Source organism: Nonomuraea sp. NPDC049378 (assembly GCF_055586745.1).
This window is the reverse complement of sequence record NZ_JBVJHP010000017.1, coordinates 79,582-94,972: the sequence shown is the minus strand read 5'-3', so window position 1 is coordinate 94,972 and position 15,391 is coordinate 79,582. Positions and strand designations below refer to the sequence as shown.

The 15,391-nt window shown below is 71.7% G+C and carries 18 protein-coding genes; 3 read left to right on the top strand and 15 right to left on the bottom strand.

Translation table 11 applies throughout. The features are described from left to right. Positions 1 to 109: 109 nt before the first annotated feature. The 8 genes from ACZ6SA_RS33275 to ACZ6SA_RS33240 form a co-directional block, all read right to left on the bottom strand. The gene (locus ACZ6SA_RS33275) at positions 110 to 523 is read right to left on the bottom strand and encodes a DUF3040 domain-containing protein (protein WP_347642740.1); all 414 of its coding nucleotides are present in this window, start codon (positions 521 to 523) and stop codon (positions 110 to 112) included. A 229-nt stretch (positions 524 to 752) separates the two neighbouring features. Beyond that, positions 753 to 1,994, bottom strand: a complete 1,242-nt coding sequence (gene dinB, locus ACZ6SA_RS33270) for a DNA polymerase IV (protein ID WP_465832673.1) — start codon at positions 1,992 to 1,994, stop codon at positions 753 to 755. Between the two features lie 127 nt (positions 1,995 to 2,121). Further along, entirely contained in the window at positions 2,122 to 2,841 is a 720-nt protein-coding gene (locus tag ACZ6SA_RS33265) for a methyltransferase domain-containing protein (RefSeq protein WP_465832671.1), read from the bottom strand. A gap of 164 nt (positions 2,842 to 3,005) precedes the next feature. Continuing rightward, positions 3,006 to 3,350: an MmcQ/YjbR family DNA-binding protein gene (locus ACZ6SA_RS33260; protein ID WP_347642737.1), complete on the bottom strand. Its 345-nt coding sequence runs from the start codon at positions 3,348 to 3,350 to the stop codon at positions 3,006 to 3,008. A 213-nt stretch (positions 3,351 to 3,563) separates the two neighbouring features. After that, entirely contained in the window at positions 3,564 to 3,974 is a 411-nt protein-coding gene (gene nusB / locus ACZ6SA_RS33255; RefSeq protein WP_347621564.1) for a transcription antitermination factor NusB, read from the bottom strand. Position 3,975: 1 nt separating this feature from the next. Further along, positions 3,976 to 4,536 (bottom strand): elongation factor P, encoded by a 561-nt coding sequence (gene efp, locus ACZ6SA_RS33250; RefSeq protein WP_347642736.1) that lies wholly within the window; start codon positions 4,534 to 4,536, stop codon positions 3,976 to 3,978. Positions 4,537 to 4,561: 25 nt separating this feature from the next. Continuing rightward, a complete protein-coding gene (locus ACZ6SA_RS33245; RefSeq protein WP_465832668.1) occupies positions 4,562 to 5,647 on the bottom strand; it encodes a M24 family metallopeptidase in 1,086 nt (361 codons plus the stop codon). Between the two features lie 57 nt (positions 5,648 to 5,704). Next, positions 5,705 to 7,351: a serine/threonine-protein kinase gene (locus ACZ6SA_RS33240; RefSeq protein ID WP_465832666.1), complete on the bottom strand. Its 1,647-nt coding sequence runs from the start codon at positions 7,349 to 7,351 to the stop codon at positions 5,705 to 5,707. Between the two features lie 103 nt (positions 7,352 to 7,454). Between ACZ6SA_RS33240 and ACZ6SA_RS33235 the strand changes: the two genes are divergently transcribed. Next, the gene (locus ACZ6SA_RS33235; protein WP_465832664.1) at positions 7,455 to 7,967 is read left to right on the top strand and encodes a DUF2975 domain-containing protein; all 513 of its coding nucleotides are present in this window, start codon (positions 7,455 to 7,457) and stop codon (positions 7,965 to 7,967) included. Then, complete coding sequence (locus tag ACZ6SA_RS33230; RefSeq protein ID WP_132330971.1) at positions 7,967 to 8,176, top strand: helix-turn-helix domain-containing protein; 210 nt, start codon at positions 7,967 to 7,969, stop codon at positions 8,174 to 8,176. Before ACZ6SA_RS33235 ends, ACZ6SA_RS33230 begins: the two co-directional genes overlap by 1 nt. A gap of 87 nt (positions 8,177 to 8,263) precedes the next feature. On the opposite strand, the gene ACZ6SA_RS33225 is transcribed toward ACZ6SA_RS33230, so the two are convergent. The 3 genes from ACZ6SA_RS33225 to ACZ6SA_RS33215 all read right to left on the bottom strand — a co-directional run bounded on the left by ACZ6SA_RS33225 (position 8,264) and on the right by ACZ6SA_RS33215 (position 10,805). Beyond that, the gene (locus tag ACZ6SA_RS33225) at positions 8,264 to 9,553 is read right to left on the bottom strand and encodes a dicarboxylate/amino acid:cation symporter (protein ID WP_347642732.1); all 1,290 of its coding nucleotides are present in this window, start codon (positions 9,551 to 9,553) and stop codon (positions 8,264 to 8,266) included. A gap of 69 nt (positions 9,554 to 9,622) precedes the next feature. Further along, positions 9,623 to 9,685 carry a putative leader peptide gene (locus ACZ6SA_RS33220; protein WP_465832786.1) on the bottom strand — a complete coding sequence of 21 codons (63 nt, stop codon included), beginning with the start codon at positions 9,683 to 9,685 and terminating at the stop codon, positions 9,623 to 9,625. A gap of 79 nt (positions 9,686 to 9,764) precedes the next feature. Continuing rightward, positions 9,765 to 10,805 carry an LLM class F420-dependent oxidoreductase gene (locus ACZ6SA_RS33215; protein ID WP_347642731.1) on the bottom strand — a complete coding sequence of 347 codons (1,041 nt, stop codon included), beginning with the start codon at positions 10,803 to 10,805 and terminating at the stop codon, positions 9,765 to 9,767. A gap of 92 nt (positions 10,806 to 10,897) precedes the next feature. Between ACZ6SA_RS33215 and ACZ6SA_RS33210 the strand changes: the two genes are divergently transcribed. Further along, positions 10,898 to 11,785 carry an endonuclease/exonuclease/phosphatase family protein gene (locus ACZ6SA_RS33210; RefSeq protein ID WP_465832660.1) on the top strand — a complete coding sequence of 296 codons (888 nt, stop codon included), beginning with the start codon at positions 10,898 to 10,900 and terminating at the stop codon, positions 11,783 to 11,785. On the opposite strand, the gene ACZ6SA_RS33205 is transcribed toward ACZ6SA_RS33210, so the two are convergent. From ACZ6SA_RS33205 to ACZ6SA_RS33190, 4 genes are read right to left on the bottom strand one after another with little or no spacing between them, the layout of a single operon-like run. Beyond that, positions 11,771 to 12,337 carry a nucleotidyltransferase family protein gene (locus tag ACZ6SA_RS33205; RefSeq protein ID WP_465832658.1) on the bottom strand — a complete coding sequence of 189 codons (567 nt, stop codon included), beginning with the start codon at positions 12,335 to 12,337 and terminating at the stop codon, positions 11,771 to 11,773. The two genes, ACZ6SA_RS33210 and ACZ6SA_RS33205, sit on opposite strands and share 15 nt — an antisense overlap. Beyond that, a complete protein-coding gene (locus ACZ6SA_RS33200; protein WP_347642728.1) occupies positions 12,334 to 13,437 on the bottom strand; it encodes an XdhC family protein in 1,104 nt (367 codons plus the stop codon). The genes ACZ6SA_RS33205 and ACZ6SA_RS33200 overlap by 4 nt, the downstream gene beginning before the upstream one ends. Next, positions 13,430 to 14,512 carry a vWA domain-containing protein gene (locus ACZ6SA_RS33195; RefSeq protein WP_465832656.1) on the bottom strand — a complete coding sequence of 361 codons (1,083 nt, stop codon included), beginning with the start codon at positions 14,510 to 14,512 and terminating at the stop codon, positions 13,430 to 13,432. Before ACZ6SA_RS33195 ends, ACZ6SA_RS33200 begins: the two co-directional genes overlap by 8 nt. Continuing rightward, positions 14,505 to 15,371: an AAA family ATPase gene (locus ACZ6SA_RS33190; protein WP_465832654.1), complete on the bottom strand. Its 867-nt coding sequence runs from the start codon at positions 15,369 to 15,371 to the stop codon at positions 14,505 to 14,507. The genes ACZ6SA_RS33195 and ACZ6SA_RS33190 overlap by 8 nt, the downstream gene beginning before the upstream one ends. Positions 15,372 to 15,391 lie beyond the last annotated feature (20 nt).

The following is a 15,391-nucleotide window of genomic DNA, read 5'->3' as shown; positions in this document are numbered from 1 at the left end:
AGAAAATAACTCCACCCCACCCCCCCCCCCCCCCCCCCCCCCCCCCCCCCCCCCCCCCCCCCCCCCCCCCCCCCCCCCCCCCCCCCCCCCCCCCCCCCGCTGGGGTGGCTCAGCGCTCGTCGTGGCGACGGCGCCAGCGCTCCTCCATACGCTCCATGAAGGTGCCACGGTTGCCTCTGCGGGGCTGCTTGCCCCGAGGAGCGGCCGTGCCGCCGGGGGCGGCCGGGGGCGAGTCACCGAACCCATTCATACGTTTCCAGCTGGACAAGCCCCACAAACACGCGGCGAGCATGACCACGAAACCGCCGACGCCGAGCGGGATCAGGGCACTGCCACTGACGACCACGCCGACCATCATGACGACGACGCCGAGGGCAAAGCCGATGGAGGCTTTGATCAGGCGACGCTTGTAATGGCTGCGCGGGTCACTGATCCTTACGGTGTTGGCCCACTTCGGGTCCTCGGCGTAGAGGGCCTGCTCGATCTGGTCGAGCAAGCGCTGCTCGTGCTCAGAGAGCGGCACGGCGCCTCCCAAGGACGGCCCCAGGACGGGGAAGACGGCAACGGACGACACGGGGTGTCCGAACCTCGCGGTCGGTCATCCCCAGGATACGAGGCTGTAGACGCAGGCGAAAGCAAACGTCCAACGCAGACCAAACCGGAGGTGACGTCATGGCTCCATTGTGACCCATCTCGTCCCCCTTCCCCCAAAACTGGGGCACTGATGTCCCCCTTAATCTGGACATCGAACGTCATGTCTCTATTTCATCAAGCTTGCCACGTACTAGCGATGCTGGGAGCACCGCGTCGGGACCGAATCTCCGGATCGCCTTGTCCATGGCCTGTTCGGCCTCGCGCCAGCCGGTCTCCCGCTCGCCCAGGCTGAGCTGGCGCACGGCTTCGCCGGCCGGTCGCAAACTTTCCATCCGCACTCCCACCAGGCGCAACCTCACACGTTCGAGGCCGGCGGCGGCGAACAGCTCGCACGCGGTGGCATAGATGACCTGCGCCACGTCTGTGGGCTCGCGAAGCGTCCGCGAGCGGCTGATCGTCGTGAAATCGGCGCGGCGGAGCTTCACACTCACCGTTCTTCCCACGTGGCCGCCCTTACGCATCCGGGCGGCCACCCGCTCCGACAGGCGCAGCAGCTCGCGCTTGATCACCTCGGGATCGTCCACGTCGGCCGCGAACGTCTCCTCGTTGCCGATGCTCTTGTCGGGCACGTGGGCGGTCACCGGCCGCTCGTCACGCCCCCAGGCCAGCGCCGCGAGATGGCCGCCCGCGGCCTGCCCCAGCTCCCGCCGCAGGGTGCCGGGCGGCACCCTGGCGAGGTCTCCGACCGTGCGGATGCCGAGCCGCACCAGCGCCTGCTCGGTGCGCTCCCCCACCCCCCACAAGGCCGACACCGGCAGCGGATGCAGGAAACCGACCACCTCGTCGGCGGGCACCACCAGCAGCCCGTCGGGCTTGCACTGCTTGGAGGCGAGCTTTGCCATGAATTTACTCGCGGCGACGCCGACGGAGCAGGTGATGCCGTAGCGGTCGAGGACCTGCTCCCTGATCATGGCGGCGATGGCCGCGGGCGGGCCGAGCCTGCGCCTGGCTCCCCCCACGTCGAGGAACGCCTCGTCGGAGGCGATCGGCTCGACCTGCGGGGTGATCGCGTGGAAGATCTCCATGACGCCCTTGGAGACCTCGGAGTATTTGCCGTGGCTGGGCGGGATGACCGTGGCCTGCGGGCAGAGCCGGCGCGCTCTGCTCATCGGCATCGCCGAGTGCACGCCGTGCGCCCTGGCCTCGTAGGTGGCGCTGAGCACGACGCCGCGCCCGGCGGGCGAGCCCACGATCACGGGCCGGCCCACCAGCTCGGGATGGTCGAGCAGCTCGACGCTGGCATAGAAGGCGTCCATGTCGACATGGAGGATCGGGCAGCCGCTGTCATCGACCCCGGTCCGCGGAGCGGGGCCGATGCCGGTGATCTGCTTGCGAGACACGCCGCCGATTCTATCCGAACAGGAGTTCTACACCGAGAGGAGCCGCCATCGATCTTTTCCTTCCTGGCACCGAGGTGCCGGGGCGATGAGGCGCGATCTCCGCCGCGCTCGTGCCGGTCATCGGGGCTCAGGTCCTGTGACCGAGCGCGTGCAACTGGGTGGCGATGTCTCTCAGCACCGGGTGGGTCGACGCCGCCTGCTCGAGCGCCACGAGCGTGTCCGCGGCGCCTGGCTCACCGTCGACGAGCCTGCTCGGCACCAGATCGGCGAAGACGCGCACGCCGTGGACGGCCCCGATGGAGAAACCGGTGGCGCCCAGCAACTCGACGAGCGTGGCGGCGGCGAAACGCCGGGGCGTGGGATCGCGCTCGCCCCAGCTCCCCTCAGGGTCGTCGAGCACGGACCTGGCCTCGTCGAACTGGCCGGCGAGCGCCCGGTGGATGGCGCTGGCGACCGGGTTGGCGGCCAGCACGCTCACGGCCCCGCCCCTGCGCAACACGCCGGCGACGGCGGCCAGCGCGCTGATCGGGTCTTCGACGTATTCCAGCACGCTGTGGCAGAGCACCAGGTCGGCGCTGTCGCGGCTGAGCAGCTCGCCCAGGTCGGCGACGTCACCCTGCAACGCGCGGACGCCCACGCCCTGCTCCTTGGCCCTGCGCTCGAGTGCGGCCAGGGAGTCGGGGCTCGGGTCGACGACGGTGACGCCGTGGCCGAGCGCCGCCAGGGGCACGGCGAACCCGCCTGTGCCGCCGCCCGCGTCGACGATGTCGAGCCTCTCGCGCCCGGTGGACGCGGCCCGCTCCGCCAGGACGGAACGCAACGCGTCCCAGACGACGGCGGTCCGCACCGCCGGGGTCCTCGTGACGCCTTCAGCACGCAACGTCGGCTCGCCTCCCTTTCCCTCGCGACCGGCGCCCTCGCGAACGCGCACTTCGCGAACGGCTTCTCCGCGGATGGGCCCAGCCTACGCCGTGCGCGCGATCGCCCGCTCCCCGCCGGGCGGCCCGGCGGTCAGGCTCGGGCGTCGAACTCGGCGGCCAGCCGTTTCGGCGCCCGCAGCCGCCAGGCCTCGGTCAGCAGCTCGCCCATCTCCTCGGCGTCCACCGCTCCGAACCGCGCGAGCACGATCGCGTGCCCGTCGTAATGCGGCGTGGTGAAGAACTTGGCGGGCTCGGCCGCGATCAGCCCGGCCTTCTCCTCCTCGGCCGGCACCGGGAGGACGAGCACGTCGCCCTCTTCCCTGATCCGGGCGAACCACTTGCCGCGCACGTAGAAGGCGGGGGTGCCGTACATGCTCTTCTCGGTCGTCCCGGGCAGCGTCAGCGCCAGCCTGCGCACGTCCTCTTCCGTCACCATGAGAGCCTCCTGAGTCGCCTTCGGGCGACGGGGAATCGTGAGCGGGGGACCAGTCAAGGGGACCCGAGCGTGCAGTCGGCAGAGTGAAGGGCGCGTCGCGGCTGGTGACGCGCCCTTGCTCCGGATGCAGGACGGACCCGCACGCGCCGTGCGGGATCGCCGTGGTTGGAACGTACCCCGAACTCGCGGCCATGACGGCGGGCAACAGGGTGTCTAAAGGGTGAGGCTTGGCTTGAGTTGCTTGAAGCGGGCCAGCAGCCCGTTGACGAACTGGGGCGACTCGTCGGTCGAGAGCTCCCCCGCCAGGTGCACCCACTCGCTGATGACCACGCCCTCGGGCACGTCGGGCATCCACAGCAGTTCGTACGTGCCGCCGCGCAGCAGGTTGCGGTCGACCGCCGGCATGCGGTCGAGGGTCCATCCCTCGGCGTAGGTGGTGATCAGCTCGTCGATGCGCTCGTTGTGCCGGGCGACGCCCTCGACGAGGGCCGAGGTGTATTCGTTGACCGGAGGCTCCTGCCGCTCCACCCGCTCGGCGAGGATCTTCAGCGCATCCTCGCCGCGCAGCTCGGCCTCGAAAAGGATGTCGAGTGCCCGCCTGCGTGCTTTGCCGCGTGCCGACACCTCAGGCCCGGCCGAGGTATTCGCCGCTGCGGGTGTCGACCTTGACCTTCTCCCCGGTGGTGATGAACAGCGGGACCTTGATCTCGGCGCCGGTCTCCAGCGTGGCGGGCTTGGTGCCGCCGGTGGAGCGGTCGCCCTGCAGGCCCGGCTCGGTGGTGGAGATGGTCAGCTCGACGGCCGCGGGCAGATCGACATAGAGCGCGGAACCCTCGTTGAAGGCCACCGTGGCCAGGGTGTTCTCCAGCATGTAGTTGGCGGCGGTGCCGACCGTGACGCTGGGCACGTTGACCATGTCGTAGGTCTCGGTGTCCATGAACACGAACTCGTCGCCGTCCTTGTACGAATATTGCATCTCGCGCTTGTCGACGTTGGCCACCTCGACCTTGACGCCGGCGTTGAAGGTCTTGTCGACGACCTTTCCCGAGAGGACGTTCTTGAGTTTGGTGCGCACGAACGCGCCGCCCTTGCCCGGCTTGACGTGCTGGAATTCCACAACGGCCCAGAGCTCGCCGCCGTCGAGCTTCAGCACCATGCCGTTCTTCAGGTCGTTGGTCGTCGCCACTCGTTCTCTCCCGCGTGTGGCCGCTCTAAAGGACGAGCAGCTCCTTGGTCGTCTTGGTGAAAAGCTCCGGCCCGCCCTCGCGTGTCACAAGCGTGTCCTCAATGCGAACGCCGCCCCGGCCCGGGAGGTAGACCCCGGGCTCGACGGTGATCGGAACTCGATCCTCTAGTCTACCGGTCCGAGAGGGACCCAGGAACGGCTCCTCATGGATCCGCAGCCCGACTCCGTGGCCGAGACCGTGCCGGAAGTGCTCTGCGTGACCGGCGTCGGCGATCACGGAGCGGGCGGCGGCGTCCACGTCGCCGGCCGGCGCTCCGGGGGCGAGGGCGTGCCTGCCCGCCCGCTGCGCCGCGACGACCAGGTCGTACAGCTCGCGTTGCCAGGCGGCGGGCGCGCCGAGGCAGACCGTTCTCGTCATGTCGGCGTGGTAACCGCGGTAGCGGGCGCCGAAGTCCATGGTGACCAGGTCGCCGGCGCGCAGCTCCCTGCCGGTGGGAGCGTGGTGGGGGATCGCGCCGTTCTCGCCGGCCGCGACGATCGTGTCGAACGCGGGCCTGTCGGCGCCCAGCTCGGTCATGCGGTTGTCGAGCAGGCGGGCCAGGTCACGCTCGGTCATGCCGGGGGCGATGCGCTGCCGGACGTCGTCGAACGCCTGGTCGGTGAGCTCGCAGGCGGTGCGCAGGAGCGCCAGCTCTGCGTCGTCCTTGACCGTTCGCAGCCCCTCCACCACCGGTCCCAGCGGGACCAGCGCCCCGCCCGGCCGGCGACCCGGCCGGTGGCCCAGGTGGTGGCCCAGGTCGTGATAGGTGGCCACGCTCATGCTCGCCGCCTCGATGCCGGTCCTGGGCTCTTCCAGGACGCTCGCCAGCGCGCCCGCCACGTCGGCCGCCTCGACCGCCGGCACGTCGAGGGCGCGTGCCACGTCGATGTAGCGGTTGTCGGTGGCCAGCAGCGCCGAGCCGTCGGCCCTGACCAGCACGGCCGCGTTGGAGCTGGCCAGCCCGGTCAGGTAGCGGACGTTCTCGGGCGCGGTGACCAGCAGGGCCTGGACCTCGTGGGCGGGCAGCAGCCCGGCGAGCCGCTCCCGGCGCGCCGCGTAGTCGAAGGTCATTTAGCCAATTTACGCGCTATGTCCCTCATATCACGATTGCCCGCCCTGTCGCGGCGGTCAGCGGCTCGGCAGGCGCCACTCCCCCATGAACTCGACCAGCGGCCCTCCCGGCACCATGCGACCCTTCTCCTGCGCGCGCATCAGGTCGCGGTAGACCCCGCCCACGTGGTTGAGTGCCGGACCGGCGTGGCCCTCGTCGAACTTCCTGCCCGCCTTCCTGATCTTCTCGCGGGCCTTCGCCGCGACGCCGGGATCGATCCCGCCCATGGCCTGCTGGGCGTTCAGCGCCTCGTCGAACGCCTGCAGCCACCTGCCCCATCCGCCCGGAGGGATGGTCTCCCCCAGCGTGGCCTTGGGCGGCACCGTCCCGAGCAGGGTGGTCGGTCCGGTGTCGAGCGTGGTCACGATGCCGGGGGTCGGGTCGCTGGAGGGCGTCTCGAACGGCGTCTCGGCCGGCGCCTCGATCGAGGTGCTGGGCGAAGGGGAAGGCGTGGACACGGCGGCCTGCCGCGCCCCCGACGCCGCCCACACCACCATGACGACGGTCACGACCGCGATGATCGCCACGGCCGCGCCGAGCTGGACGAACAGCTTGCGGTTGGCGGCGCCGGGCTCCGGCCCCAGATCGCCCGCCTGATAGATCGCGGTGTCACCGGCTCTGGGGACGGCGCGCTGGTAGACCTCGGTCGCCCCACCGCCGGGAGCCCCGGCGGGGGCGCCGGTCCTGGGAGGGGCGGCCGGGTTGGCGCGCGGCCTGGCGATGGCCGCCAGCGCCCGCCGGATGGACTCGCCGCCGGCGGGCCGCCTGGCAGGGTCCTCGGCGAGCATGGCCAGCACCAGCCGGTCCAGTTCGGCGGGCACGTCCGGCCGGTGCGCGCTGGGCGGCACGACCCCGCCCCCGCGCGCTCCCGCACCGCCGGGAGCGCCTCCGCCGCCAGGCGCGCCGGTGGCCTGGTCGCCGGCCGCGGGCCCGCCGTCGCCGTCCTGGGCGGCGGCAGACCCGGACGAGTCGGCATCAGCGGACGAGAACGACCCAGTGGCGGCAGAGGCGACCGAGCCGGGGGCAGCTGAGCCGGCCGGGGCGGGGGCGGCGGGCGGGTGGCCGCAGAGCAGCTCGTAGCAGACCGCACCGAGCGCGTACAGGTCACCGGGAGCCTGCGCCGCCTGGCCGGCGACCCGCTCGGGCGCCACGTACCGCTGGTCGCGGACGGGCGGCTCCTTGTCGTGCATCCCGAACCCGACGGCCTTGAGCACGCCGCTCCCGGCCCGGCGGAAGCTGTCCGGGTCCACCTGGCCGTGCACGACGCCGGCCCGGTGCGCGGCGTCCAGCCCGGCCGCGGCCTGCCCGATCAGGTCGCAGACCTCCACGATCGGCAGGGGGCCCCGCGCGGCCAGCTCCTCGCCCAGGCTGAGCCCGGTGAGGAACTCCATCACGAGGAACGGAGCGCCGTCCTCGTCGCCGACGTCGAGCACCATGGCCACGTTGGGGTGGATGACCCGCGCCGCGGCCTGCGCGTGCTGCCTGAGCACCTCTCTCGTGGCGGACCCCGCCGCCTTGGCGCCGAGGACCTTGACGGCCACGACCCAGTCGGCCCGCGTGTCGTACCCCTGCCACACCTCACCCATCGGCCCGCTGCCGATGCGCTCGTCGAGCCGGTACCGGTCAGCGACCAAGGACGGCGCGCGCTCCGTCGCGTCGGACATATCCCCGCCAATAGCTTGAACATCAGTATTTCGACCAACCATAGAGCCACGGAGACTCCGCCGCCCCGCCATCGCCCCGGACGGCGGGCTTCTCACCGCCAACGTGGCGATCGCCTTCATCGGCGCGCCCAAGGGGATCTCCATCCCCCTCCGCGTGTTCGACGTGCCCACCTCGGGCATGGTCCCGGCCGGAGTCGCGATCGACGGCGTCAGCGCCGAGGCGATGGTCCGGCCGCAGGACGCCTCGCCGGTCGCGGGCCTGTTCTACCTGCTGATGTGGGCGCCAGGAGTGGCCATGGGGCTCCTCGCGCTGTTCACGCTCATCCGGGCACTGCGCAGGGCCAGGGCGGGCGACAGGGCGCTGTTCTCCGCCACGACGGCCGATCTCCTGCGCGGGATCGGCTGGATCGTCATCGCGGGTTCGCTCGCGTCGGCCGCGCTCGGGATGGTGGCGGAGGCCGCCCTGGCCGCCATGCTGCTGACCGAGAGCTATGCGTTCTATCCCCCGTCGAGCACGTTGCTCTGGGCCGTCGTCGCGGGCTTCGCCGCGCTGGGCGTGTCGGAGATCGTACGGCGGGGCCTGGCCCTGCTCGAAGAGGTCGAGGCCACGGTCTGATGGGCGAACCGGTCGTCAGGGTGCGCCTCGACGAACTGCTCAAGGAGCGCGGCATGACGCTCACCGAGCTGTCGCACCGCGTGGAGATCACCGTGGTCAACCTGTCCATCTTGAAGAACGGCCACGCCAAGGCGATCCGCTTCTCCACGCTGGCGCGGCTGTGCCAGGCGCTCGGGTGCCAGCCGGGCGACCTGCTGACGTACGAATGACCCGAACGGCCGGCCGCGCTCCGCGCCGAACAGCGCCCCGAACGGGCCTGGCGGGAAGCCGACGGCTTCCCGCCAGGGCAAGCAGGCTCAGGCCGTGGCCGGTTCGGGCGCGCGGGGCGCGGGCCCTGCGGGGGCGGTGTCGAGCGGCTGCGGCGGCGCGTTGAAGACGGCCTCGTCGAGGCGGCCTTCCGAGCGGGCCACCAGGACCGGCACCACCATCTGGCCGGTGACGTTGGTCGCGGTGCGGATCATGTCCAGGATCGGGTCGATCGCCAGCAGCAGGCCGACGCCCTCGAGCGGCAGCCCGAGCGTGCTCAGCGTGAGCGTCAGCATGACGATCGCGCCGGTCAGTCCGGCCGTCGCGGCGGATCCGACCACCGAGACGAACGCGATCAGCAGGTAGTCGCCCACCCCGAGCGGCACGCCGAACACCTGGGCCACGAAGATCGCCGCCAGGGCCGGATAGACCGAGGCGCAGCCGTCCATCTTGGTGGTGGCGCCGAACGGCACGGCGAAGGAGGCGTAGCCGCCGTCCACGCCGTTGCGCTCGATGGTGACCTTCTGGGTCAGGGGCAGCGTGCCGACGGAGGAACGCGAGACGAAGGCCAGCTCGATCGCGGGCCAGGCGTTGCGGAAGAACTGGATCGGGTTGACCTTGCCCCACACCGCCAGCAGCGTCGGGTAGACGGCCAGCAGCACGATGAAGCAGCCGACGTAGACGCCGACGCTGAACTTGGCGAGCGGCGCGAGCAGGTCCCAGCCGTACGTGGAGACGGCCTTGCCGATCAGGCCGGCCGTGCCGAGAGGGGCCAGGCGGATGACCCACCACAGCGCCTTCTGCACCAGCTCCAGCACGGACCGGCCGAGGTTCAGGAACGGCTCGGCCTTCTCTCCGACGGCCAGGGCCGCCGCGCCGAGCACGACCCCCAGGAAGACGATCTGGAGGACGTTCACCTCGGTGAAGGCGGTGACGACGTTCGTCGGGACGACGCCGGTGACGAAGTCGAGCCAGCTGCCGGAGCTCTCCGGCGCCTTGGCCGCTCCGGTGTCGAGGGTGACGCCCTGGCCGGGGTTGATGACCAGGCCGAGCCCGATCGCGAACGCCACCGACACGAGCGCGGTGAGGAGGAACCAGAGCAGCGTCTTGGACGCGAGCCTGGCCGCCCCGCTGACGTTGCGCAGGTTGGCCACGCTGACCAGCACGGCGGTGAAGACCAGGGGCGGGACGGCGAGCTTGAGCAGCTGGACGAAGATCGCGCCGACCTGGGTCAGCGTCTCGGCGAGCCAGGTCACGTCCCAGATCCTGGCGACGAACCCGAGCGCGACGCCGGCCACGAGGCCGAACAGCAACTGCAGGGAGAAGGACAATCTCTTCACGGGGGAGCTCCGAGGTTTCGCGGCATGCCGAAGGGCAGGCCCAGGGGTGGAGGGTCGTGGGCGGAGCGATCAGAGACAGAGAGAGCCGCGCGTCCGGCACAGGTCGATGTGCAGCCGGCCGACCAGGCGCACGAGCACGACAGAAAACCTCACAAAGCCGGTTAACTACCCTGTATTTACGGATATTCCCCAGTGAGTGTGTTTTAGCCCACTATTCGGCGATCTCCTTGATCGTTTCGATGAGGCGTACGCGCTCCTCGTGCGTCCTGCCGAGCGGCGTCACGTTGAGCGTGGTCACGCCCGAGTCCTTCAGCGCCCGCACCCGGTCGCGCACGAACCCCTCGCTGCCGACCAGAGACATGTTCTCCAGCAACTCGGTGGGCACCAGCGCGGCGGCGGCGTCCTTCTGGCCCTCCAGGTAGAGGTCCTGGATCTGCTCGGCCTCCTTCTCGTAGCCGTAGCGCCGTGCCAGGTCGTTGTAGAAGTTCTTCCCCTTGGCGCCCATGCCGCCGATGTAGAGCGCCGCCATCGGCCGGCCGAACTCCAGCAGCCCCGCCACGTCGTCGCCGATCGCCAGCGACGCCTGCGCGATCACGTCCAGCTCGCCCAGCTCCGGGTCGCGCCCGGCCTTGCCCGCCGCCAGCGAAGGACCCCACACGTCCGCGGCCTTCTCGGGGTAGTAGAAGATCGGCTCCCAGCCCTCGGCCAGCTCGGCGGCCAGCTCGACGTTCTTGGGGCCGATGGCGGCGACCACGATCGGGATGCGTGAGCGCACCGGATGGTTGATCAGCTTCAGCGCCTTGCCCAGGCCCGTACCCTGGCCGGGCGGCAGGGGCAGCGTGTAGTGCCTGCCGTCGTGCTCCAGGCGCTCGCGCCGCCACACCTTGCGGCAGATCTCGATGACCTCCCGTGTACGGCCCAGCGGCGCGGTGTACGGCACCCCGTGGAAGCCCTCGATCACCTGCGGCCCCGAGGCCCCCAGGCCGAGCGTGAAGCGCCCGTCGGAGACGTAGTCGAGGCCCGCGGCCGTCATGGCCAGCAGCGCCGGCGTGCGGGAGTAGATCGGCAGGATGCCGGAGGCGATCTCCAGCCGCTCGGTCCTGGCCGCGATGTAGCCCATCTGGCTGACCGCGTCGAAGGAGTAGGCCTCGGCCACGAACACGATGTCCAGGCCCGCCTTCTCGTAGTCGGACAACTCTTCCACCGACTCCTTGAAGCCACCCGAGTAGTTGAGTGCCATACCGATGCGCATGCCGGGCTCCCGCTGACCGAATGTTGTTCCGTTCGAGTGGGAACAGGCTATCGTGTCGGCTGTTCGGAGCGGGAGCCACTACTCTGGATCAGATGCTGAGCCGGATCGTCGTCATCGTCTCGGCCGCGGTGGCCATGACTCTGGCGGGGCATGGGCTGATCCCGGCGCTGGGCGGGTTCACCCCCGTTCTGGAGAGCCTGCTGCCCTGGATGGGCTGGTCCGTTCCCGCGCTGCTCGCGGCCGCCACGATGGCACGTTCCAGGGCCGCCGCCGCCGCGGCGCTGGTGCCCGGGATCGTGTGGGCGGCGATGTTCGGGTCCACGCTGCTGCGCACGCCGCCGGGCGGCCCCAGCGACCTGGCCGTCGGCACGATCAACGTCGGCGTCACCAACAACGCCTCGGGCGAGGCCGTGCGGCAGGTCGCCAAGGACCTCGACCTGCTCGCCGCCCAGGAGCTGACCCGCGGCGGGCCCGCGGCCAAGCAGCTCAACAAGATGTTCCGCTACCGCTATCCGGTCAGCACGGTCGGCCTGTGGAGCCGCTACCCGATCACCAAGAGCAGGCCGCTCGACGTCGGCATGGGCTGGCCGCGGGCGCTGCGCGCCGTGATCTCCACGCCCAAGGGCAAGGTGACCGTCTACGTCATGCACCTGGCCTCCGCCCGGCCAGGGCACACCACCTCGCGCGACGCCTCGCTCGCGCAGGCGCGCAGGCTCATCGACGCCGACTCCAGCAAGCGCATCCTGCTGCTCGGCGACCTCAACACCGCCACCACCGACCGGGGCATGCGCGGGCTCACGCCGCCGCTGACCGACGCCCAGACCGCGGCCGGCGACGGGTTCGGCTTCACCTGGCCGTCGGAGTTCCCCGTCACCAGGCCCGACCACATCCTCTACAAAGGCATGACGGCCACCAGGGCGGGCGTGGCCCCCGCGACCGGCAGCGACCACCGCGCGGCCGTGGCCTCACTCCGCCTCTAGCAGGCGCAGGTCCTCCGGCGTGTCGATGTCGGCGGGGTCGCCGTGGCCGTCGCACGGCACCTCGGTGACCAGCTCGGGACGTGCCTTGATGTACGCCCGCGCGCCGACGTCCCCCTCGGCCAGCTCCGCCACCCCGGCGAAGTGCTCGCGGCCGATCAGCACGGGATTCCTGCGCCGGCCAGCGTAGGTCGCCACCGCCAGCCCCGCGCCGGACGCGATCAGCGCGCGCACCGCGCCAGGACGGATCAGCGGCTGGTCGACCAGCGCCACCACCACGGACTCCGCCTCCTCGGGCAGCGCGGCCAGCCCCGCCCGCAGGGACGAGCCCATGCCGGACGCCCAGCCGGGGTTGCGCACGGTCACCGCACCCCGAACCTGCACGGTGGCCGCGCCGAGCACCACCACGACGGGATGGCAGCCGCCCTCCTCCAGCAGCCGCACACCCCGGTCGACCAGCCGCTCGCCGGCATATTCCACCAGTGCCTTCGGCGTGCCCAGCCGGGAGCCCCGCCCGGCGGCCAGCAGCAGCCCCGCCACCCCGCCGGATCTCATGGGCCCTCGTGGTGGATGCGGCCCCGCGTGGTGGACAGTGGGGCGCCCGAGCCGCCCCACCGCAACTGGATCAGCTCGGCGGCGATGGCCACGGCCGTCTCCTCGGGGGTGCGCGCGCCCAGGTCGAGACCGATGGGCGAGCGCAGCCGGGCCAGCTCGTCCTCGGTGAGTCCGGACTCGCGCAGGCGCGCGAGCCGGTCGTCGTGGGTGCGGCGCGAGCCCATGGCGCCCACGTAGCCGGCGCGGGTGCGCAACGCCACCTCCAGCAGCGGCACGTCGAACTTGGGGTCGTGGGTGAGCACGCAGATCGCCGTGCGCTCGTCCACCTCCACGGAGGCCAGGTAGTCGTGCGGCCACTTGACCACCACCTCGTCGGCGTCGGGGAACCGCTTGGCGGTGGCGAAGATCGGCCGGGCGTCGCAGACCGTGACGTGGTACCCGAGGAACTTGCCCACCCTGGCCACGGCCGCGGCGAAGTCGATGGCCCCGAACACCAGCATCCGCGGCGGCGGCGCGAACGACTGGACGAACACCGCCAGGTCGTCCAGCCGGCGCTCCCCCTGGCCGCCGTAGTGCCTGATGCCGGTCAGGCCCTGGGCGAGCATGCCGCGGGCGTCGTCGTCCACGGCCTCGTCGAGACGCTCCAGGCCGAGGCTGCCCGACGAGCGGTCAGGCCAGACGACCCGGCGGGCGCCGACCTGGCCGGGGCCGGAGACGATGGTGGCCACGGCGACCGGCCGGCGCTCCTCGACGGCCGCGGAGATCTCCTCCAGCTCGGGGAACGTCTCCCGCGAGACGGGCTCGACGAAGACGTCGATGATGCCGCCGCACGTGAGCCCGACGGCGAACGCGTCGTCGTCGCTGACGCCGTACCGCTGCATGACCGGCCGGCCGGTCTCCGTGACCAGCTCCGTGGCCAGCTCGAACACCGCCCCCTCGACACAGCCGCCGGACACGCTGCCGGCCACCTCCTCGCCGCGCACCGCCATGGCCGCGCCGGGCGGCCGTGGCGCGCTGCTGAACGTGCTGACCACGGTCGCCAGCCCGAACCGGTGCCCGGACCTCCACCACTCCATGATCTCCGGCAGCACGTCACGCATGGGCGAGCCTTTCGCTGAGTTGCTCGTAGGCGGCCAGGCTGTGCCCGGCCACCAGGTCGTCGAGATGCGGCAGCGCGGCCCGCATGCCGCCGGTGAGCGGCTGGTAGTCCGCGTATCCCTTGTGCGGGTTGACCCAGATCACGCGGTGGGCCTGCCGGGCCAGCCTGGCCATCTGGGCGCCGAGCAGCGCGGGATCGCCGCGTTCCCACCCGTCGGAGGCGATCACCGCGATCGTCCCCCTGGCGCTGTAACGGGCCAGGTATTCGCGGAGTTCCTCCCCCAGGCGGGTTCCTCCGCTCCAGTCGGGAATGGTCCTGGAGACCTCGTTCAGCGCCGTGCCCGGGTCGCGGTGGCGCAGCTCGGCGGTGATCGGGGTCAGCCGGGTGCCGACGGAATAGACCCTGGTGGCCCTGGGCTCGCTCCTGACCAGCGCGTGGGCGAAGCGGAGCAGGGTCTCGGCGTACGGGGCCATGGAGCCGCTGACGTCGACGAAGAGCACCACCGTACGCGGCCTGGTGGTGTGCCTGCGGTGCCTGAGCCGCGCCACGTCGCCCTTCCTGAGCGCGTCGCGGATGGTGCGCCGCTGGTCGAGCACGCCCCGGTGGGCGCTCTCGAACCGGCGCGAACGCCGCCGCGCCCGCCCGCCGCGCAGCAGGGAGAGCATCCGGTGCACCTCGGCCCGTTCGGCCTCCGTCAGCCGGGCCACGTCGCGGTGCCGCAGCACCTCCGCGCGGCTCGCGGTGGCCGGCGCCGCCGTCCCGTCGTCGCCGTCGGCGTCCTCGCCGCCGCTCTCGGCCTGCGCGGCGAGGTGCCGGGTCACGGTGGACGTGCTCGTACGGGCGGCACCCGCCCGCGCCCCGCCGAAGTAGGCGGCGAAGCACCGGTCGTATCGCGGCAGGTCGTCGGGCGTGACGCAGAGGGTGAGCCGCCCGGCCCAGTAGACCGCGCCCGGGTCGGTCACGTCGAGGTGGCCGAGCGCCCTGAGCAGGTTCTGGGTGCGTTCGTGGTCGGCCGCGACGCCGGCCGCGCGCAGCGTCCTGGCGAACCCCGTCATGGTGGCGGCCAGCTCATCCATGGGCGAGCAGCCCGTTCCCGAGCACGGTGGCGACGTCCTCGCGGTATTTCAGGGCCGCGCCCAGCGTGGCCGCGGCCCTGCCCGGATCGAGCTCCTTGGCGCCGAGCGTCAGCAGCGCCTCGGTCCAGTCGAGCGTCTCGGCCACGCCCGGCGGTTTGACCAGGTCGGCCTGGCGCAGCCGCCCGGCCGCCCGCGCCACCTGCGCGGCCAGCGTCTCGGTGCAGCCGGGCAGGCGGCGCAGCAGGATCGCGACCTCGCGGTCGAAGCTCGGATGCTCCAGCCAGTGGTAGAGGCAGCGCCGCTTGAGCGCGTCGTGCACCTCGCGCGTCCTGTTGGAGGTCACCACGACGGCCGGAGGCGTCGCGGCCCTGACGGTGCCCAGCTCGGGGATGGAGATGGTGAAGTCGGAGAGCACCTCGAGCAGGAACGCCTCGAACTCGTCGTCGGCCCGGTCGATCTCGTCCACGAGCAGCACGCTCGGCTGCGTCTCCACGGCCTTCAGCAGCGGCCTGGCGATCAGGAACCGACGGTCGTAGATCTCCCCTTCGAGCCGGCTCACGTCGGTGATCCCGGCGGCCTCCGCGGCCTTGAGGTGGAGGAGCTGGCGGGCGAAGTCCCAGTCGTACAGGGCCTGGGCCGCGTCGAGCCCCTCATAACACTGGAGCCTGATGAGCGGCGCCTCCAGCAGCGCCGCGAGGGTCTTGGCCAGCTCGGTCTTCCCGACGCCCGCCTCCCCTTCGAGGAACAGCGGCCGTCCCATCCGCAGCGCGAGGAAGGCCGCCGTGGCCAGCCCCTCGTCGGCCAGGTAGGCGTGCCGGTCGAGGAGCTCGATCAACTTGTCCGGCGACTCGATGTCCATTGCCTTGATTGTCCGCCGTA